General features: G+C 47.7%; 22 protein-coding genes. 12 read left to right on the plus strand and 10 right to left on the minus strand.

Annotation, left to right across the window (positions count from 1 at the left end; all coding sequences use genetic code 11):
- Positions 1 to 16: 16 nt before the first annotated feature.
- From ACQ4MX_RS17395 to ACQ4MX_RS17410, 4 genes are read left to right on the plus strand one after another with little or no spacing between them, the layout of a single operon-like run.
- Complete coding sequence (locus ACQ4MX_RS17395; protein WP_431086276.1) at positions 17 to 682, plus strand: amino acid ABC transporter permease; 666 nt, start codon at positions 17 to 19, stop codon at positions 680 to 682.
- A complete protein-coding gene (locus ACQ4MX_RS17400; RefSeq protein ID WP_025683078.1) occupies positions 663 to 1,340 on the plus strand; it encodes an amino acid ABC transporter permease in 678 nt (225 codons plus the stop codon). The genes ACQ4MX_RS17395 and ACQ4MX_RS17400 overlap by 20 nt, the downstream gene beginning before the upstream one ends.
- Before the next feature lie 18 nt (positions 1,341 to 1,358).
- Positions 1,359 to 2,114, plus strand: coding sequence for an amino acid ABC transporter ATP-binding protein (locus ACQ4MX_RS17405; protein ID WP_431086277.1), 756 nt, complete (start codon positions 1,359 to 1,361; stop codon positions 2,112 to 2,114).
- 17 nt (positions 2,115 to 2,131) lie between these two features.
- Positions 2,132 to 3,010, plus strand: a complete 879-nt coding sequence (locus tag ACQ4MX_RS17410; RefSeq protein ID WP_431086278.1) for a cysteine ABC transporter substrate-binding protein — start codon at positions 2,132 to 2,134, stop codon at positions 3,008 to 3,010.
- 148 nt (positions 3,011 to 3,158) lie between these two features.
- Here ACQ4MX_RS17410 and ACQ4MX_RS17415 read toward each other — a convergent pair whose 3' ends face one another.
- Together ACQ4MX_RS17415 and ACQ4MX_RS17420 are read right to left on the minus strand one after the other, a co-directional pair.
- Entirely contained in the window at positions 3,159 to 3,419 is a 261-nt protein-coding gene (locus tag ACQ4MX_RS17415) for a helix-turn-helix domain-containing protein (protein ID WP_431086281.1), read from the minus strand.
- A gap of 64 nt (positions 3,420 to 3,483) precedes the next feature.
- Positions 3,484 to 3,753, minus strand: coding sequence for a helix-turn-helix domain-containing protein (locus ACQ4MX_RS17420; protein WP_431086283.1), 270 nt, complete (start codon positions 3,751 to 3,753; stop codon positions 3,484 to 3,486).
- A 186-nt stretch (positions 3,754 to 3,939) separates the two neighbouring features.
- On the opposite strand from ACQ4MX_RS17420, the gene ACQ4MX_RS17425 reads away from it, so the two are divergent.
- A complete protein-coding gene (locus tag ACQ4MX_RS17425) occupies positions 3,940 to 4,299 on the plus strand; it encodes a hypothetical protein (RefSeq protein WP_431086286.1) in 360 nt (119 codons plus the stop codon).
- Between the two features lie 252 nt (positions 4,300 to 4,551).
- Positions 4,552 to 4,659: a putative metal homeostasis protein gene (locus ACQ4MX_RS17430; RefSeq protein ID WP_158308728.1), complete on the plus strand. Its 108-nt coding sequence runs from the start codon at positions 4,552 to 4,554 to the stop codon at positions 4,657 to 4,659.
- 320 nt (positions 4,660 to 4,979) lie between these two features.
- Here the strand turns inward: ACQ4MX_RS17430 and ACQ4MX_RS17435 are convergent, their stop codons facing one another.
- The gene (locus ACQ4MX_RS17435) at positions 4,980 to 6,212 is read right to left on the minus strand and encodes a peptidase (RefSeq protein ID WP_431086287.1); all 1,233 of its coding nucleotides are present in this window, start codon (positions 6,210 to 6,212) and stop codon (positions 4,980 to 4,982) included.
- A 395-nt stretch (positions 6,213 to 6,607) separates the two neighbouring features.
- Here ACQ4MX_RS17435 and ACQ4MX_RS17440 point away from each other — a divergent pair, with 395 nt between their 5' ends.
- Both ACQ4MX_RS17440 and ACQ4MX_RS17445 read left to right on the plus strand, forming a co-directional pair.
- Positions 6,608 to 8,152: a phytoene desaturase family protein gene (locus ACQ4MX_RS17440; protein WP_431086290.1), complete on the plus strand. Its 1,545-nt coding sequence runs from the start codon at positions 6,608 to 6,610 to the stop codon at positions 8,150 to 8,152.
- A complete protein-coding gene (locus ACQ4MX_RS17445; protein ID WP_149096467.1) occupies positions 8,124 to 8,738 on the plus strand; it encodes a TetR/AcrR family transcriptional regulator in 615 nt (204 codons plus the stop codon). The genes ACQ4MX_RS17440 and ACQ4MX_RS17445 overlap by 29 nt, the downstream gene beginning before the upstream one ends.
- Before the next feature lie 18 nt (positions 8,739 to 8,756).
- On the opposite strand, the gene ACQ4MX_RS17450 is transcribed toward ACQ4MX_RS17445, so the two are convergent.
- A complete protein-coding gene (locus ACQ4MX_RS17450; RefSeq protein WP_431086292.1) occupies positions 8,757 to 10,178 on the minus strand; it encodes an SMI1/KNR4 family protein in 1,422 nt (473 codons plus the stop codon).
- A 250-nt stretch (positions 10,179 to 10,428) separates the two neighbouring features.
- Between ACQ4MX_RS17450 and ACQ4MX_RS17455 the strand changes: the two genes are divergently transcribed.
- Complete coding sequence (locus ACQ4MX_RS17455) at positions 10,429 to 12,063, plus strand: DUF6138 family protein (RefSeq protein ID WP_431086293.1); 1,635 nt, start codon at positions 10,429 to 10,431, stop codon at positions 12,061 to 12,063.
- Here ACQ4MX_RS17455 and ACQ4MX_RS17460 read toward each other — a convergent pair.
- From ACQ4MX_RS17460 to ACQ4MX_RS17485, 6 genes are all read right to left on the minus strand, one after another.
- On the minus strand, positions 12,053 to 12,412 hold the full coding sequence (locus tag ACQ4MX_RS17460) for a DUF7716 domain-containing protein (protein ID WP_431086294.1): 360 nt from the start codon (positions 12,410 to 12,412) through the stop codon (positions 12,053 to 12,055). The two genes, ACQ4MX_RS17455 and ACQ4MX_RS17460, sit on opposite strands and share 11 nt — an antisense overlap.
- 297 nt (positions 12,413 to 12,709) lie before the next feature.
- A complete protein-coding gene (locus ACQ4MX_RS17465; RefSeq protein ID WP_431086297.1) occupies positions 12,710 to 13,270 on the minus strand; it encodes a hypothetical protein in 561 nt (186 codons plus the stop codon).
- A 250-nt stretch (positions 13,271 to 13,520) separates the two neighbouring features.
- Positions 13,521 to 14,150 (minus strand): hypothetical protein, encoded by a 630-nt coding sequence (locus ACQ4MX_RS17470; RefSeq protein ID WP_134912123.1) that lies wholly within the window; start codon positions 14,148 to 14,150, stop codon positions 13,521 to 13,523.
- Between the two features lie 115 nt (positions 14,151 to 14,265).
- Positions 14,266 to 14,439: a hypothetical protein gene (locus ACQ4MX_RS17475; RefSeq protein WP_431086298.1), complete on the minus strand. Its 174-nt coding sequence runs from the start codon at positions 14,437 to 14,439 to the stop codon at positions 14,266 to 14,268.
- Positions 14,432 to 15,076 carry an immunity 50 family protein gene (locus tag ACQ4MX_RS17480; protein ID WP_192511959.1) on the minus strand — a complete coding sequence of 215 codons (645 nt, stop codon included), beginning with the start codon at positions 15,074 to 15,076 and terminating at the stop codon, positions 14,432 to 14,434. Before ACQ4MX_RS17480 ends, ACQ4MX_RS17475 begins: the two co-directional genes overlap by 8 nt.
- A gap of 105 nt (positions 15,077 to 15,181) precedes the next feature.
- Positions 15,182 to 15,361, minus strand: coding sequence for a hypothetical protein (locus tag ACQ4MX_RS17485; protein ID WP_431086299.1), 180 nt, complete (start codon positions 15,359 to 15,361; stop codon positions 15,182 to 15,184).
- A gap of 251 nt (positions 15,362 to 15,612) precedes the next feature.
- Here ACQ4MX_RS17485 and ACQ4MX_RS17490 point away from each other — a divergent pair, with 251 nt between their 5' ends.
- The 3 genes from ACQ4MX_RS17490 to ACQ4MX_RS17500 all read left to right on the plus strand — a co-directional run bounded on the left by ACQ4MX_RS17490 (position 15,613) and on the right by ACQ4MX_RS17500 (position 19,661).
- Positions 15,613 to 17,316 (plus strand): DEAD/DEAH box helicase, encoded by a 1,704-nt coding sequence (locus ACQ4MX_RS17490; protein ID WP_431086301.1) that lies wholly within the window; start codon positions 15,613 to 15,615, stop codon positions 17,314 to 17,316.
- A 239-nt stretch (positions 17,317 to 17,555) separates the two neighbouring features.
- Positions 17,556 to 18,524 (plus strand): cation diffusion facilitator family transporter, encoded by a 969-nt coding sequence (locus ACQ4MX_RS17495; RefSeq protein WP_431086303.1) that lies wholly within the window; start codon positions 17,556 to 17,558, stop codon positions 18,522 to 18,524.
- 114 nt (positions 18,525 to 18,638) lie between these two features.
- Complete coding sequence (locus ACQ4MX_RS17500; protein WP_431086305.1) at positions 18,639 to 19,661, plus strand: LCP family protein; 1,023 nt, start codon at positions 18,639 to 18,641, stop codon at positions 19,659 to 19,661.
- The last annotated feature ends 121 nt before the right edge of the window (positions 19,662 to 19,782 follow it).

A 19,782-nucleotide genomic window follows, 5' to 3' on the forward strand; every position in this document is an offset into this window, starting at 1 on the left:
TGAAAGGTATGTACATATGAATCTAGACTGGGAGTTTATCGTAGAGAGCTTACCACTGTATGGTGAGGCGATGTGGCTTACATTGAAGATTGCTTTTTGGGCCATCCTCTTTTCGCTGATCGTCGGTTTGTTGTGCAGTATTGTGTTGTATTACAAGGTGAAGGGAATTAGCGGCATTATTACAGCGTATATCGAGCTTTCCCGAAATACACCATTGCTGGTACAACTGTATTTTCTGTATTATGGCTTTACCAAAATAGGTCTGCATATGAGTGAAATGACGTGTGCCATTGTCGGTATGACCTTTTTGGGCGGAGGGTATATGGCAGAGGCGTTCCGTGGCGGAATTGAAGCGGTGAGTAAAACGCAGACGGAATCCGGGCTTAGCCTGGGATTGTCCAAGGTGCAGCTGGCGCGATATGTTATTTTGCCACAGGCCTTTGCTATCAGTGTTCCATCATTGGGTGCGAATGCGATTTTTCTGCTCAAGGAAACCTCCATTGTTGGCGCCATTGCTCTGCTAGATATTATGAATGTGGCAAAAGACCTGATCGGCATGTACTACAAAACGGCGGAATCGCTGATTCTGCTGGTGCTAGCTTATCTCGTCCTGCTTTTGCCTTTGTCGATGCTGCTGACATGGGTGGAAAGGAAGGTGCGATATGCAGAATTCGGGGATTAATGTGCTTTTTGAAGGTTCCAATTTTGAGCGTCTGTTAGGTGGATTACTCGTTACGATGGAAATTGCATTTATTTCGATTGTAATCGGCACAGTGCTGGGCATCGTGATGGGGCTATTGCGCACTTTAAAGTCGGGACCGATTCGATTTGTATTACGGTTTTATCTGGAGACGTTTCGCATTATTCCGATTTTGGTTTGGCTGTATGTGGTGTACTTCGGCTTCACGCCTTTGCTGAATGTGAACATTAGCGGGGAGCTAACGGCAATTATCGTGTTTAGCTTATGGGGTGCGGCGGAGATCGGTGACATCGTTCGTGGTGCGCTCGAATCGTTGCCCAAGCATCAAGTGGAATCCGGGCAAGCGCTCGGTCTGACGTATGGACAATTGTACCGTCATGTGCTCATTCCTCAGGCGGTACGTCGAATGCTGCCGGGTTCTATTAATCTGGCGACACGGATGATCAAAACGACGTCATTGGTGGTGCTGATCGGCGTGGTAGAGGTGGTAAAGGTCGGACAACAGATTATTGAGCTTGGTGTGATTAAAGCGCCAGCGGCATCCTTTTGGGTGTATGGTTTTATTTTTATACTATATTTTCTTGTATGCTATCCGTTGTCCAGACTTTCCAAGAGATTCGAACGCAGATGGCAAAATTAGCAGGATGGGGTGAGCGTCATGGCAGAGGCTGTGGAGGTTTTGCTGGAGATTCGAGGGCTGGACAAAAGCTTCGGTGACCGAAAGGTACTCCAACAGATTGATCTGGAGGTAGCAAAGGGGGAGGTCGTGGTTGTTCTTGGCCCTTCGGGCTGCGGAAAAAGCACACTTCTGCGATGCCTCAATGGTCTGGAACCAGTCCAAGGCGGAGAAATCCGATATAGAGGACAGGATCTTACGGACAAAAAAGTGAATTGGCGGGAGGTACGGCAGCATATCGGGATGGTATTTCAGAACTATGAGCTGTTTCCCCATATGACCGTCTTGGAAAATATATTGCTAGGCCCGCTTAAAGTGCAGCGGAGAAACAAGCAGGAAGCGCTCAAGCAAGCGGAGCAATTATTGGAACGGGTCGGTCTGTTGGATCGCAAAGATGCGTATCCGAGAGAGTTATCAGGAGGACAAAAGCAGCGGATTGCGATTGTACGCGCACTGTGTATGAACCCTGAAATTATGCTCTTTGACGAAGTCACGGCATCCTTGGACCCGGAAATGGTCAGGGAGGTGCTGGATGTGATGCGAGAACTGGCGCGACAGGGAATGACGATGATTATCGTGACGCATGAGATGGGATTCGCCAAGTCGGTGGGGGATCGCATCGTTTTTATGGATCAAGGACAAATATGCGAACTGACCACGCCACAGCAATTTTTTACCCAACCGGAAACAGAGCGTGCCCAGCACTTTCTGAATATATTTCAGTACGAAACTTTATAAACAGGGGGATGAATACGATGAAAAAAGGGTTGAAGTTAACGACATTATTGCTGGCAGTAAGCTTGTTGCTCATCGGAATGACGGGCTGCGCGGGAGCAGGAGGCAATGCCAACGGCAATTCTGGCTCGGCAAAATTTGCTTCGATTGAAGACATTAAAAAGAACGGCAAAATCCGAATTGGTGTTTTCGCGGATAAGCCTCCGTTTGGCTACGTGGATTCGGAAGGGAAAAATCAGGGCTTTGACGTGTATATTGCGAAACGATTTGCCAAGGATCTTTTGGGCGATGAGTCCAAGGTAGAGTTCGTTCTGGTGGATGCCGCCAGCCGGGTCGCTTATTTGCAATCCAACAAGGTAGACATTATCATGGCTAACTTTACCGTGACGGACGAGCGCAAAGAAAAGGTCGATTTTACTAATCCATACATGAAATTATCCTTCGGCATTGTATCACCCGACAGCGCTCCGATCACTACGATTGATCAATTGAAGAACTCGGACCAGAAGCTGATTGTCGCAAAAGGAACGACGGCTGAGACCTATTTTACGAAAAATTATCCTGACATCAAGCTGCTCAAATTCGATCAGTATACGGAAATTTTCTCAGCTCTCAAAGACAAGCGCGGCGCGGCCATCGCTAACGATAATACAGAGCTGATCGCTTGGGCGAAAGCCAATCCCGGTTTCACCGTAACCATTCCGGCCTTTGGCGGCCAGGATACCATTGCCCCCGCAGTAGCGAAGGGAAATAAAGAGCTGCTGGACTGGATCAACAATGAGCTGGATACGCTGGGTAAGGAAAACTTTGTCCATCAAGCCTACAAGGACACACTGACCTCCGTTTACGGAGAAGGCTTCACAGACCAATTGGTCGTAGAAGGTGGCAAAGTGGAATGAACTTTTGAAAGGGTCGGGTAAAGAGGCTCGACACGTTTATACGATCATTTTAAAAAAAGTAATTAAAGCAAAAAGACCCAACTGCCAAGAATTGGGTCTTTTTGCTTTGTGTAGGCTTATTGAAAATAACGTCACTCTCTATGCAGAATTAATATTCCCGGGCTTCATCTTCGGGTGTATATTCGAGAACATCGTGCAGGGTTAACTGGCGACCAGAAAGACGAATCAGCGTTTCCATCACTGTATTAAATGTTTTAAATTCGATCCGCTTGGTCGTATTGCTACACATTTCATAGATGGTATTGGGCCTGATTTTAGCTTCACGAGCAAGAGCATTTTTAGTTATCCCTATTTCCTGAAGCAATTCTTCAAGCTTAAAGGTAATTCCCTGTGCGTTTGACATTCTCATGTTGAACAGAACCCCCGTGTTCTAACGAATTACAATAAATAATTGAGGTCATGCTTTGGTAGTCTCAATGTTCCTCAATTCCATCTTCGGGAATATATTCTACAATATCAGCAAGAGTAATAGTCCTTGTAAATCTTCGTTGGCGGGCAAATCTGTTCAAAGCATCAAGTATATGGACTAGTGTTTCCAGTTCAAGTCTTTTGGTTTTTCCATTTACCATATCTATTACAGTAGCCGGACGTATTTTTGCTTCTACGGCTAGTTTATTGCGGGAAATATCAAGTTCTTCTAAAATATCGCCAAGTTTAAAATGATATCTATTTTGAATCTCCATAATTTAAATTCCCCTTTTGTTTCATAGTACAAGAAAATCATAAAATCTATTGTAGTTTTACTCCAAAAGTAATAATATAAAACCATAGGAGTAATACTTGTGATTTAAATTCCCGTTTTTTTTAAGTGAATAGCTGTTAGTTTTTTGTTGTGAGCAATTAAAATCATAAGAGGAGCTAAATTCTAAATGAACAAAAGTAATTTTGAAAAAGTCAGCCCTATTCTTGGTCCCTGCGATCTTCCCCATATGTATGAGCTTTTTGAGGGTTATCTAATCAAGGACCGATACGTCATGATGATTGACAACAGCGTGCTTACCCTCCGACATGTAAAAAAGGAAAGACATCATTCGCATCTATATGTTGATGGCGACACAGGTGGCATCACTCTTACCAGGCATATACAACGTGAAGACATAGATGTGATTACCGAGTTGGTCGAACGATTGCGCAACATGGATGCATTAAGTTTTCTTACAGATGAATTGTTATGGAACACATGTCGGGAAGATATAGACTTTGATTTAGTTCGGAATAAAGGACTATGAAAACATGGCGAACGTAAATTCTGATTCGAATTTTTGTTCTCGCTTTACTTATATATAATGTAACACAGAAGCGTAAAAGGGTGAAATAATCTCTCCCATTACTCAAGGTAATATTTACTTCCCCAAATGTCTTGCATCCTTGTATAATCCATTATATAGTTTTAAACTATAATGATAATAATAATCATTACTAATATATTTTAGGTGCATGCTCCCAATATGAGCCTAAGTGAATAGGATGGTGATTTGCACATGGCTAAAACAGATGTGGCAACTGCCAGAAGACAGCTCAGAAGTCCGAACAAGGTAACTCGCAGACGAGCTTTGAGAACGATCAAAGCTGCGAAGCGAGTGAAGTAGTAGGATCAACGTTTTAGATAGCAAAACAGCGCCAGACGGGTATCGAACCGTCCTGGCGCTTTATTTTTGGAGATATATAAGCCGAACTCAAAATGAACATAAAAACGGAGTAGACGGAATAGTGCTGTACAAGCGAAGCGGTCGCTTTAAAAGCTTTCCGTAGGAAAGCTCGCTTCGGAAGCATCACCTCCCGGATTTCTACTCTTATAGAAAGGCTTTATTCAAGAAATCCGGGGGCGGTGGCGATGGGAAGCACTATCCGACTGCGCAGTGGCACAATATGAAACTTTTAAGTTCGGTTTTATCTACAAAAACTACGTTTATTTCTTTTGTGCAAACAGCCATTCAATCATATCCTGATTTTGCAAAGCGGGAACCCAGGAAAAGTGTCCTACGGGTTTAATAATGCCTGCTTCATATTCAGTAAAATGAATGAGGTTTCCGTTTTGTGCTTTAATGGCAGCTACCATTTCTTGCGAGTTTTTAGGGCTTACCGAGGTGTCGTCTACGGCATGGAAGGCCCAAATAGGAACGTTTTTCAGTACTTCGACGTGTTTAGGATCAACAGGCGCATACATGTTAACGGCTTTTTCATAGTTGGTCAAACCGGCAATCGGCACACCTGCGGCGAACAAATCAAGATTTTTCTCCAACAATCTCCACGTGCCCATAGCTCCTTGAGAAATACCAACGATATAGATTCGATTGGTGTCGATCGGGTATTTTAACGCCGTTTCACGTACCAGATCGGCTACAGCACTGTTGCGCGGCTCATCCGCCCAAATGAATTTATGTTCCAGGTCAATTGGGCTTTGTGGAGCGATTACGAAGGACGGGTGCTTGGCTTGCTGTTCAGGAGAAGCCCAAGTAACGGCACCAGCATTCGCCAGTAGGTTTACTCCGTTTCCGTCACCACGCTCACCGTTTCCATGCAGAAACACAACCAGCGGGTAGGTTTTGCCAGACTCTACTTTAGGCTCAAACGTAAAGTAGTTTAGTTTGAAGCCCTCTTTATTCTCAAAGGTGTTTTTTTGGAAATCGTCCACGATAGGTGTGATTTTATCGGTTGCTTTTACAGTCTGCGCAGAGGCTGGAACGACTGTTTTCTTTTGAGTAGCAATGTCTTTCTTCTGGGTGATGTTATAATTCAACGGATTGATGCGGTTGACTCCACTTGTTGCATCGTAAGTAAGGGTACTTGCATTTTTATCCTGCGTATCCAGCTCGATCACGACGTATTTGCCATGAGTACTGCGGTTGGTGATGGCTCCTGTATCGTTGGTATATACACCAGTCACGGTTCTGTCTGTGTATACATCATTGAGTACAGATTGAACCTGAAAGCTGGAAGTGGACAAGGATGCCCCGTCAATATTGGTGCTGTATTTCAGTACAACGGCAGAAACGACTTCACCCAAAGGCTGTACCTGAGTAAGCAGGGTAGCCTGTGGTGCTGGTACATCGGCTGCTGCGGCAGAGCTGGAGGACGGGAAAAAGATCGTAAGCAGGAACACGAAAGATAGTAAAACAAGGGCGAAACGTCTTCTTTGCATGAGATTAACTCCTTTGGTGTCATTTTTTTTAAAAGCGCTTACACATGTTTGGGATGTTTGACTGTATGATGCTGCATCCATATAAAATGAAAAAAAGGCAAACTCCGGGTACACAATTTAAATGTACTCGGGTTTTGCCTTTTCAGTAACAATCCCACTTGAAGGATAGCATCTTCATTGGAATCTGACAAGTGAAAGCGCTACAATTCTGGATGTTTTTTATATTAATTGAGCTTTTGCAGCTGTAATAAGAGCTGAATCCCTTATGTTTTGATGGTTAGCCCCGGCAGGTAACCTCAGAAACCGGGGCTTCCCAAACGTAATGTGGTAGGTTATAATCTCACTAAATTAACACTGTTAATTTAAATAACGACGTTAATAAAGGGGATGAAATCATGAACAAATATGATGTTATCGTCATCGGCGCAGGTCTGGGCGGTTTGTCCTGTGCAGCAAGACTCTCCGCGCTCGGTTACCGGACGGCTGTTTTTGAAAGTCATACCCTGGCGGGCGGCTTTGCAACTGAATTCAAAAGAAAGGGTTATACTTTTGACGTATCCCTGCACGGCGTCGGCGGACTCGAAGAAGGCAGCTTCGCTCAGTTGCTGAAAGACTGCAAAGTGGACCGACAGATCGTACCTCTCCGCAAAAAACACCCGTATTCCATTCGTTGGGAAGGGCAGATCGTTGATATCCCGTCCGATGTGCAGGAATATGTGCAACTCCTCAAAAACATGTTCCCTGCTGAGCAGGCAGCCATCGATAGCCTGTTTGCAGGTATTCGCCGTTTTGAGGAAGGCTTCTCCGCCTTCTCTTCCTCTTCCCTCACTTCCTGGCGCAAGGCGGCTGGCCTGGTCAAAGCAGGAACCTTCTTCCGCTGGACGCAAATGACCACTTGGGAGGCTGTAAGTCAGTTCGGGCTGTCTGAGAAATTCACGGAATTTTTCACCGCGCTGTGGGCCTATTATGGATTGCCTCCGAAGAGGCTTGCGGCCTTGTATTTTTTCATTCCCTGGATCGGCTACCATCTGGAGGGGACGTATTACATTCAGGGAGGCGCACAGGCTTTATCCAATGCACTGGTTGACGCTATTAAGTCAGCGGGAGGAGATGTTCACCTGCGCAGTCAGGTGTCCGAGATTGTGCTCAAAGGCGGCAAAGCAGTTGGTGTACGCCTGAAAAAAGGGGACGTATATGAAGCCAATTGGATTGTGTCCGGTATCAGTCCCCATCATACCTATGGCCGTCTGCTATCGAACCATGATGCTGCCCGCCGTGAGCTGGAAGCCGTCAGCGGCCTGGAGACCGGCACGTCTCTCACCCAGTTATATCTTGGGTTATTATGTGAACCCCATGAGCTTGGCATCACCGAAGAAGACTTAATCCTGCGTAACGAGCCGGATTCGGAGACAGATTATGAAGACATGATGAGCGGTCAGTATACCAAAGGCAACTGGATGCTCACGAATTACAACGCCATGGATCCCTCGCTTAATGAGCCGGGGAAAGGCGTCATTGCAGTTACATTTTTGGACGGATTGGAAAATTGGCCTGCGACGCGTCCCGAATATAGAGCCCAAAAAGAAGCCGTAACACGGCAGATACTGGAGCGCCTTGAAGGATTGTATCCGGGGTTTGGCAGTAAAGTGGTGGTAGCAGAGCTGGGTACACCGCGGACGATGCAGCGTTATACCGCCAATCCCGACGGGGCCGTTTATGGCTACGCACAAACGGTCCGGCAGTCCGGCATGAAAAGATTGAAGCGCAAAACAGCGGTGAAACGCCTGTCATTGGTGGGGGCATGGACACAGCCGGGGGGCGGGTTCCAAGGGGCAATGAACTCAGGTATAATGGAAGCTGATCGCATCGCCGCCAAATTGGGGCAGGCAGAAAGGGCTAGTACATTTACTCATGAAACATATCAAACGCCGAGAACGTGAAAGCAGTGAGATTCGCCGGAAAATAATCGAGGCCGCCCGTTCGCTTTTCCTGAACCAAGGGTATGCCGAAGTTTCCATGCGCAAAATTGCGGATCAGATCGAATATTCGCCAACGACCATTTATCATTATTTTGCCAATAAGGAAGCGATTGTCCGTGAACTGCTGATAGAAGGAAACTCCATGTTTTTACAGTCTCTTCAGCAGCGTGCGGAAGAAGCGCAGGCAGCAGGATTGAATGCCCTGGATGTGCTGAAAACAGTGTCCGACGCTTATGTTCGTTTTGGAACGGCTAACCCGGAATATTACAACATCCTGTTTATCAGCAACCTGGAATCTGTAAGCTTAATCAGTCTTATTGACAGTGAACGCTTTAAAGGCTTTGAACTGCTTGAATCCGGACTAAAAGCTGCTATGAATGATGGCAGCATAACTCAAGGGGATGAGCGCCTGATCGCCACATCCGTGTGGAGCATGCTGCACGGATTGACTTCCCTGCTCCTGAATTTTGATTTCCCTACGGCAAAATCGAATGACGAATTAATTTCATTCACTATAGATACTTTTTTCCGGGGGGTAAGCCGCTGATGCAGCGGCTCCAAAAGGCTAACATTGCTCCAAATCAGAAAGCTGCTCCAGCACTGCTTCAATACGGCGTTTATCTTTTTTGAGCATAACAAGCTGCAAAGAAGCATGAAGCAGGTCTGAGATGTTAGCCCAAGTGTCTGCTTCCAGAGTGGGAAGAAGATCCCGTTGAATCATGATATTCAATGCTTCGGTTGTGATTTTCTGATGAAGCTCGCTGTCGGATAGCCATTCAAGCAACTGTTTAGTTGTAGGACGGGAGTGGGCGAAAAGCGCTGCCCAGCCCTCTACGGGATGATTCACCTTATCCCGCATCCAGTCAATGACCTGTGGTGAATGAAAATGCTGTAACTGACCGTTAGCGGTGTATCCTTCTAATTTACCATCCACCGCTGAATGCTGTAGCAGGTAATTGCACACGTATGCCAAGCCTTCATGCCCGGGCAGACAGCGGGCGGTCAGGTAGGCACGGGTGGATACAAATGTACCTACAGCAACAGAGTCGCTATTGGGAACCGAAGAAGAAGTCCACGCTTGCACGTTGCCCGGCTGCCATAAGGAGCGGACCCAATCGGCAGCCCCGTCGCCAGCGGTTTCTCCTATAAAAACGGCCCATGTAGCGAGTTGTGTAGGGTTATGCTGAATGCGTTGCTCCCAGGCAAGAAAAATATCCTTCGGATCATAGGGCTGAAAAGCCTGCAAAACGGCAGGATTATCTACGCCATGCATCGTGGCATATTTAATCAAATCTTCAAGCGAATGAGCAGCCTCCAGCCTCACATTGCAGAACGCATCCAGCCAGCGCACCCACATTTGTAGTGGGAGACTTTTGAGCTGAATGCCATGCTCGTCAATCACTGTCGTCCAATCCCATACCCATAGGCCGTGCAACGTGAGGATGGTGTCTATATAGGCGGGCAGATTGTCCGCAAGCAAGGTGAACCGATCCTGCTCGTGATCATAGCAGAACACCGCAGGCTCGGTAGTGGGTGTCGCCAAATCGAGTAGCACTGGATCGCCCGCACCGTTATAGTTAAAAATCAGATACCGATGTTCGTCCATTGCCGCTGGTGAGTCTGTATTTTCCCCATAGGATGTGAAATAGCTAATATACTCATGGTTCCAGCCAAACTCACCCGTGATATCGTCGAGTATGTTCAGTCCGTCATCAGAGGTGAAACCATATTCACCTGTACGTCCCGATACATCAGCTACAATGCAATGTTGAGGAAGCGACCATAACAGATATAAGCTGCCGCACCGTTGGATCAGTTCAGACAGGGAGGCGGGTAAAGGTCTCTGTAGTCGTTCCTCCAGCGCAGTTACCTCACCTGTGGAGATGCCCTCCGTCAACTCGTATTCCACGTCAGGCATTCCGTTTTGTCTCAGACGGTCGGCGATATGCCCCAGCCTCTCAAGGGTTTGCTCAAAATATGCCGTCATTTTCATTCGTCCTCCTCTTACTTTAAAATCCGGCAATGCTGCTTCTGCAAGAATGCAGCCACCGGCGTATGTTGTGTGGAAACCCAATACATATAGGATGCACCTGCTTTCCGGTACTCTATCTATAGAGATAGAGACCAAAATTAAATGAGAGATATGCTATAATCAGGAAATCAAATAGTTATAGATTAGTCTATCTTAATTACGTTAGAACTACAATTTGTAAGGGGATGAAGGAGGAGCACATTGTATGGCATCAGGGGTACAAGCATACATAGATCCGATTTTCGAGGCAATTGAGAAGGCGTACGCTTCTGAGCAAAAGCGCATTGCCGAATTCCAGACCAAAAGTGTCCTTCACGAAGGGATTCATGAATACTTAAAAGTGACCTGTAAGGAGGACGGGCTATGGGTGGATACCTATGAACCGTTTGATTGGGATAACCGTAGACCGGATACGAAAATTTCTGGTTTTACGGAGGGGGTAACGCTCCAGCAAGTGCAGGACGAATGGATGCCTGTGTTCAGGGAACGGATAGAGGCTCTATTTAAGTCTGAAGAATGTAGTCCCATGTTCTTTCGTTATCGGCTGGAATTTCATCTGAAAGTGGTCTTGGAAAAGAAATCCAGTCATTTTACATTCTCGCTCCTGAACGAAGATAAACGGCAGCACCTGTTAGCCATTATCCAGCAGTTTGTAGAGCAGAAGCTCAACCCTGCCAGTAAAGCTGTGCCGAAGGAAAAGGACGATTTTTTCTTTGTGAGGCACATGCTCGATCCTCATTTGTACCCTATAGATGCCCAACGGGTGGATGAGCTTCTGAATCGAATGGATGCAAAAGTGAAAGTGAGCCGCAATCGTGAGGAAGCATGGAGATATCAGCTCAACCGTGGCTTAAAGCGTTGGGCTGAAGATGAATTTTTGGCGAAGTATGCGGACCGGAAAAAAAGCTATGAGTTGGATTATATGGAGGAGCCTGATATTCATCCTTCAAATATTCCTGCGCCAGCAATGGAAATGTTCCTGCTCACCGCGATGCGAGTGGGTTCGACCCATGCGGATGCACGGCAGAAATATTTGGAGATCGCTGCACAGCTAGGCTCGGAGCAGGCTGCCCAGTGGCTCAAGAGCGGGTCAGGAAGCATTCCAGCGCTATATACAAGCGAGCGCGTCACCTGCCAAGCGAATGATATTTTGCAAACGCTGGAGGTTCATATTCTTTCGGAGGAAGAAGAGAGCTACAGGGAAGCGCTCGTATATGTATGCGATATTTTACAGAAAGGCTTTACCAGGGAATATCGTCTGAAGCTCAAGAGCAAGGTGAAAAATTTCCTGCCTGTGCCCAAGCTGGCTAAATCCACGTTGCATCGTTTTTTTGCCAATGCACTGGCATATCCAGCTCTCCACCCGCTACTGGCTGAATATGCAGATATGGTGATGGAAGAGTTCAAGTGGTACAACGATGTGGAGCCAGGGGAAAAATCGGCGATGCCGGGCACCTATGTGGTGATGGGGCTGGGCCTGAAAGGAACGGACTATTTTCCATTGGTGATTCGCTATATGAAGCTGGTGGATACGGAGCATCAGTCGGTACAGGATGGCTACGCGGCTGTTTTTGCAGATGCGCATGGACTGACACCGGACACGATTCCGGTTTGGACGAAGATTCTTCTGGCAGGCAACCAAAGTGCCAAGCCGTTGAAGTCGTCTGGAATCGAAAGCGTAGAGCAGGCACAGGTGCTGGTCGAGGAGCTTGAGAAGCTGGAGGATTACGACAAAGAGCTGCTCGTTTACCGAATTTGGGGCGGCGAGAAAAAGCTGAAAAGCAGCCTGAAACAGGCTGCTCCTGAGGTAAAAGCACTGCTGGAATCTCTTATTCCATAAAAGCATCATATTCGTGGTAATACTGAAGTCCCTGTGCGATGCGGTGGATGTCCGGCTCGTGTCCACTGCGGCGTAGCACTTCAATGACATCCTGCACGGTCGCTATCTCCAGCCATGTCTGTGCGTGATGATCGGGAAGGGACGCAGGAATATTTTCATCGCGGTGATTGGTGACGGTGAGACCTGCATCATCCAGCTCCCATAGCTCTTCCTCCGGGATAATATAATAGGTGGCATCGACAGGATTGCTCTGAAAATGTTCCAGATTGGTGAATACCCATTCATTCATATCTGTTTGGCTAACGGCTCGAACTAATGCTTCTAGATTGTCAAAGGTTTGTATACTCACGCTCAGAGCTTCCTCCTTCGGATGCTTGCTTATGCTGTAGCTTTTGTAATATTTTTAAAATGGCCTGGCGATTCTTCGCATCCTTAATGTATTTGGGGATCGAGTGAGAAGCTGTGCGCATCATGCCGCTTACGGGTTTCTCCCGTAGCTCGGCAGAGATATAAGAGAGCAGGTAATTCAGATGCGCCCGATTGAGCGCCCAGACAGGCTTACCCCGATAGGGATGACAAAAATATCGCCTTCCTGATGTCTGATTCTTTTGAACATGATCGTGGCTCCTTTGGCTTTGCAACCTCGTCAGGCCAGCTCTTCCTGAATGATCTCTGTTTTCAGACCTTTAGCGCTGGTAATCGTAATGCTGATCGCATCAAAGCCGTTTCGCTTCACCTCTTCAAAATCGCATAGCTCGCCGTTGATCAGTTCAAGCTGCCCATCCTCATCCACATCGTCTGAAAACTCGTCATCCCAATCGACATTATAATAAGCGGTCACGTTTACCTCAAAGGTATCTTCACCGTCTTCATCTAAATAGGGCAAAAGGGGGGTCCGATTGGTCTGCTGTCCCTCTGTATATACTTCGCATAGTAGTGCATCGTAACCATGTTGGGTTCCATCAAAAATCACGATCCGTTCACTCGTAACCGCATCCTCCGCAATGATGAGCTGGGGTGCAAATTCATTCACGGCGATTAGCTCGTCCATCAACTCTCCATAATAAAAAATGTGGAATTTGGTATGTCCGGCCTGTGAACGGAGCTTGCCTGTCCACTCCTGCTCGATCCATGCCTCCGGGTTTTCGGGTACAGCCCATCTTTCCAGATAAGCAGGTCCCAAACGATATTGTTGTGTTTCTGTCATAAGTAAATCATTCCTTCCTATCTTTATTTGCGCCGTTCCGTAGAAGTCTAAGTATAGACCTGTCTATTATTTTAGGTACGGAAGGTTGGCATCCTGTTCGTTGAGCAGTTCGATCACACGATTCAAAAACGTTATAAAGTCCATCGCCACCAAATATAAATGTCCGCATTCATCCTGCTCTGCGATATCATAGTGCAGTTTATCATCATAGGCATGAAGGTGCGTCCGATCCCATATGAAACCTTTATTTTTATATCATGGATAGAGTGACGATTTTGTTGTCCTCGTCCACATCTACTTTTACGGTAATTCCCAGCTTGTCCTTGAACAGCTTAGTGATATTGATATAGTTATCTTTCACCTGACTGCTTGATCCACCAGAGCTGCGAGTCATACCCGTAGTGATGATGGAGCGAACATATGCCTTGTCAAGTCTGGCTTCGGGGTTATAAGTATAGATGACTTGTTCCTGCTGGTTATAATAATGCTGTAACTGGCTGTAATCGTTGGCGTTCTTATATTTCTTCTCTTGCCGGACGTAATCGGGATGATCCATGGTGTAGTGAATTCTTCCGTCCAGAAAAGGATTTTCTTTGGAGGGCCTGAGTTCATATTGTCCATAGGCTAACTGAAACAGGTACTCCAAGCCGGCGCCTTTCGCCTGATAGTAGAGCTGACGGTCGACGCCTTTTTTGTCTATAGCGGTAAAGCTGCTGATGACAGGCCAGGCATCATACTTTTCACCCTCCACGTCCACGGCAACCTTGTACTGTACAAGTACCTTTTCATTTTGAAATAACCCGAAGCTGCTCATGATGAAATAGGCGGGAACACATATTACCCCGATGATAAGTATGAATATAAATATTTTGACTCGCATGAGTAGGTTGATTCTCCTTTGGATGTCGATTATCTTGACAGTTCCCGTTTGGCAGACACGCCGAATTCTTCATGTTGCAGCAATTGCTTCAGGGCATGTTGTGCGAAGGGGGATTTCAGGTATCTATCTGCTTGTGATTTTCGGATACCTTTTCTCTATAGAAACAGAAAGCTTCTTCGATCTCCCCCCCTCCAGAAGCACCATCACCGTATAGGAAAATGGTATCTACCCAATTGTCGAGTGTGTTAATTTGCTCTGCGGTCAGCTCCCGAGACTCCTGTTTATTCATTCAACTCTGCAATCTCCGCACGGATGCCTCTGCACAGGAAGCTGCCTGACAGTCCGGTCAGTGCATCAATATCAATGACCATGTCCGCCTCCTCATAACGGAAATCAAGCTGTAAAATGATATTTTCCGTTTCCATAGCGGTCAGCTCGTGTTCCTTTGTCTCTAAAAAAGTAAAAGTCACCGCGTAACGGGGTACAGTTGCCGTTGAAGACGTGGAGAGCGAAGGCTGTTCAGCCGAAGGAGTCAGATCGGGTGATTTGGGTGTCAGTATGGTCACGGGTGATAGTTCAATCGTTAATGTTATCTGGTCTTTTGTGATATCTGCTGCTGTAATTTGGTCATAATGAAAGGGAGGGAAATATCCGAGCTTTTCCACGATTTTATCTGCTCCTTGAATGGAGACAGTCGGTGAGAAAGCCAGTTCAAGCCCGATGGAGCCTGCCAGCTGGCTCTCATATTGCGGATTGATCCGTAAAAGAGCCTGTTCCGCCCCTACCTCCACAATCGTGCCGATAAAATACTGCTTGCCATGAATCAGAACAATATCATGCGGAACGAACGGCAGTGCGCCCCCGGCTTTGTAATGAATGAGATAATCGTTTTCTTTTTTTTCAACGTTTTGAATCTGAATATGCATAAGTTTCAACCTCCTGATGTTTAGTATAATGGATTTTTTCAAGTATGTGGTAAAGAAAAGCGATTCCATGATTGGAAAACATAATTCATATCGGGGGTATCCTGTTCAAGCATAAACGGATACGCGTGTGTTGCGAATTCCGGACAAATTCAGGAGCGTTTCGAACACATCGAACAGATTGGAAAAACGCTCTTCAGCAAATACAGTGCGCTCTTCGGACAGTCGGCCTGTCATTATAAAGTTGTAATGCAGGTTGTTGACCACGGGCATCATTCCTTTTTTCATGAATTACCGTTTCTACTATCATAATATATGACAGGACAACTAAATTCACCTTTTGCAACTGTTCATTAAAATGGTTTGGAAACCCGTTCATATTCGCGTATACTAGGAAAGTCATATATGGAACGGCCTGAGCCGCATTGCGGTCGTATGTTTTGGTTACATGAACAGATATGGAACGATGGATGTCATATGGCACATGAACCTATTTTACGTGACACATATTGAATACAGATAAGGGAAGTGAATACCACTTGAAGAATTTTGCAGCATTAGGCGTAGAGCAGCATTGGGTAGACGCCTTGAAAGAGCAGGGAATTACAGCACCAACACCTGTACAGCAGGAGTCTATTCCGCTGTTGATGGAAGGTCAGGACGTTATTGCCGAGGCGCATACGGGAACAGGTAAAACGCTTGCGTTTTTACTGCCGATTTTGCAAAAAATGAATCTGGACAAGCGCCATCCGCAGGCGCTCGTGATTGCTCCAACGCGTGAGCTGGCGCTCCAGATTACACAGGAAGCGAACTTATTGGCGGCTACGGAGCCAAGCTTGTCGTTGCTGGCTGTTTACGGAGGACAGGATGTAGAGCGTCAGCTTCGCAAGCTGAAGGGCGGCGCACAGTTGATTATCGGTACACCCGGACGACTGCTGGATCATCTGAGACGCGGCACACTGGATTTGAGCGGTGTTAAAATGCTGGTGCTGGATGAGGCCGACCAAATGCTGCACATGGGCTTCCTGAACGACGTAGAGACGATTCTTCAGGAAGTTCCGTACCGGAGGCAGACGATGCTGTTCTCTGCTACGATGCCAGCAGGTATCCGCAAATTGGCTCGTGTATATATGAATGAACCCGTGGATGTAAAAGTGAAGTCCGCTTCTTCCGTTCCGGTGAGCCAAATCCGTCAGGTCGTTGTACAGACGACAGATCGGGACAAGCAGCAGGCATTGGTGGACATGCTGAATACAGATCGTCCGTATTTGGCTGTGATTTTCTGCCGTACGAAGCGCCGCGCTGCTGCGCTAAATGAGCAGTTGCAAGAAATGGGCTTCCAGAGCGGCGAGTTGCACGGGGACTTGTCCCAGAACAAGCGTGAGCAAGTAATGAAGGCGTTCCGTGAAGCGAAGCTTCAACTGCTTGTAGCGACCGATGTAGCCGCACGCGGCCTGGATGTGGAAGGCGTAACGCATGTCTTTAACTATGACATGCCGCAGGATGCCGAGAGCTACATTCACCGCATCGGGCGTACCGGCCGTGCCGGAGGCAAAGGTGTGGCGGTAACGCTCGCCACGCCACGGGATGTTCCAGAGCTTCGGAACATCCAGAAGGTTGCTGGTGTTACCTTCACCAGCAGCGAGGGCGGCGGGCAGCGTAGACCTGCTGCCAATACAGCTGAGCGGCAGGGCGGAGAACGCCGCTCAGGCAGAAACGACCGCCGTTCCTTAGGCGGCAACGGTTCCGGCGGCGGACGCCGGGGCAGCGGCCGCGAACAGGCGGGTCGCCGTGACGGCGCAGGCCGTGGCCGCACCGAGCGGGAGCAGCCGCGCGAAGAGCGCGCTGCATCCGCAGGCGGCGAACGTCGCTCCAGCCGCAGCAGCAGCGAACGCGGCGGATATGACCGCAGCAGCGGCGGCTCCGCGCGAGGAGGCCAGGGCCGTTCCGCAGGGCAAAGCAGCGAACGCGGCGGATATGACCGCAGCAGCGGTGGTTCTGCGCGTGGGGGCCAAGGCCGTTCCGCAGGGCAAAGCAGCGAACGCAGCGGATATGACCGCAGCAGCGGTGGTTCCGCGCGAGGAGGCCAAGGCCGTTCCGCAGGGCAAAGCAGCGAACGCAGCGGATATGACCGTAGCAGCGGTGGTTCCGCGCGCGGAGGCCAAGGTGGTCGTGGTGGACAGGCCAAGGGCGAACCGCGCGGGGCACAAGGACAGGGAGGCCGTCGCGGACGGTCCAGATAAAGCAAGAGTGTTCTCATAGAACGCTCAACTATGGTTATGATAATAGCCCCGGGGAGGCTCATCTTCCGGGGCTATTGTAATCTCCACCCATACCGCCGATGCGGCAGCATCATAGGATGACATAAGCAGCATTACTGCGCTGAGCAACTAAAGAAAACCAGCAGCTTAGCTGCCTTGAAAGTAACCGATTGACTTGGGGTTAACAGTTGCTTTCAAGATAGATACGGAGGTTATACATCATGCAGGAACAGGATATGGGCAAACGCGCTATGGTGTCAGCGTGGATCAGCCTGATTAGCAACATCCTATTAACCGGCATTAAGATCATTACAGGCGTCATGTTCAGCAGCAAGGTGCTGGTTGCTGACGGTGTGCATAACGCCGGGGACGTAATCGCCTCGGCAACGGCACTGGGGGCGATGCGTATATCGAGTCTGCCGCCGGATGAGGATCATCCATATGGTCACGGCAAGGCAGAGGTTATTGGAGCTAGCGTGGTGGCGGTTATTTTGTTCGCAGCCGGCATATTTATCGGCTACCATTCCATTATGGCGCTGTTTGAACCGATGCCTAAGGAGCATATACTGGCATTGATGGCGGCGATCGTCTCCCTGCTCTGGAAGCAATGGCTGTATATATATACGATCCGTATCGGAAGGGCAGCTAATAGCCAGGGTCTCATTGCTACGGCCAAGGATCATCTGGCGGATGTATATGCCTCCGCTGCTGCTGTACTGGGTATCGGTTTGGGCTTGATCGGGGAGCACTGGAGCATTCATATTTTATCCTACGGTGACCCGATTGCCGGGTTTGTGGTCGCATTGCTGGTTCTGAGGCTGGCGTGGGAGATGGGCCGTGAATCCATAGATGTACTGATGGAAAAGGCGATTGCAACCGAGGAAATCGAAAGCTATGCCGAAGCAGCTCTTAGCGTAGCTGAGGTTCAGCGAATTGACCGCATCCGTGCCCGTGAGCATGGTCATTACATTATTGTGGACATCCGCGCTTCTGTAGATGCCTCTCTGACCATTCAGCAGGGACATGATATTATCCGGCTGATCAAAGGGGCTGTGATGAAGCAGGAACCGAGGGTTTACGAGGTGCTTGTGCATCTTAATCCATGGTACGCGGACCCCCCTGACAATGCTAACCTGGCGCCGCAAGAACATAAGAATAACAGCGTGACAGACAAGGAAAACTACCATTAGTCACAGGTCAATCGTGTACGCTGAACAGACGACGCGAATTGACAGATAACTTGCAGGGAGGGTATGCTTTTATAGGCTGAAAGATGTTGAATAAAAGCGAGGTTACCCGAAAATATGCGAAAATTATTAAAATGGCTGGGTATTTCTGTGACTGCGGCAGTTCTTTTGGTGGGCGGATATTATGCTTACTCTATATATCATTTTACAAATCAAATTTCGGTCGCTACCGGTCAGGATTCGAAATTTAAGCCGCAAGCACAAAGCCAGTCCCCAACGAATGTACAACCTATAGAAGTATCTCTTCCCCCAGACTGGGATGGAAAAGAGAGAGTGAATATTTTGCTGCTGGGCGGCGATTCACGCGGGGAGGATTCAGGACGTTCTGACTCTGTTATGGTTGCTTCTGTTGATCCGGTCACGAAGAAGGCTACGCTCATGTCGATCCTGCGTGATACGTACGTTGATATTCCGGGCCATGGGCAAAGTCGATTGAATGCCGCATTTTCTTACGGCGGGCCTGATCTGACTAGACAAACTGTGAGCGACCTGCTCGGCATACCGATCCAATACTATGTATACACGGATTTTAACGGCTTTATTGCGCTGGTGGATTCTGTGGGCGGTATTGATCTGGATGTCGAAAAGGATATGCACTACACCTCCAAAGCAGATAAGCACCAGTTTGATATTGATCTGAAAAAGGGAATGCAGCACATGGACGGTAAAACGGCCTTGCAATATGTGCGTTTTCGTCATGATGCCACTTCCGATTTTACGCGTACGGAGCGGCAACGTAAATTTATTACCGAGCTGGGTGGCAAAATTCAGTCGACCTCATCTCTGATTAAGCTGCCAAGTATTTTAAACAGCATTTCTCCTTATATTGAAACGAACCTGAGCACAACAGAAATGCTGCAATTGGCTTCATTGGGCTTTAATATCGACGCCAAAACGATTGCGAAACAGCAAATTCCACCGAATGAGCTGGTGCAAGAGACAACGGTTAAGGGGGCGCAGGTGTTGGGTGTGGACCAGAGAAAGCTCAAGCGCTTTGTACAAAACCTGTTTGAGCAAGAAAACAAACCTGTAACCACAACGACGGATTCTGATGCTACCAAGACAAATGATACTCCGTAAAATTCCAAAGCAAGCGAAGTTTGTATGAAGTTGTACAACTTTGTTTGCTTTTGTGTTTATTCGGGTATAACCTTGTATATTTTGACCTAAAAATATATCTTATCTGTATGAAGGATCATTA

It is taken from the genome of Paenibacillus sp. 8b26 (assembly GCF_050626875.1).
Classification (GTDB): Bacteria; Bacillota; Bacilli; order Paenibacillales; family Paenibacillaceae; genus Paenibacillus.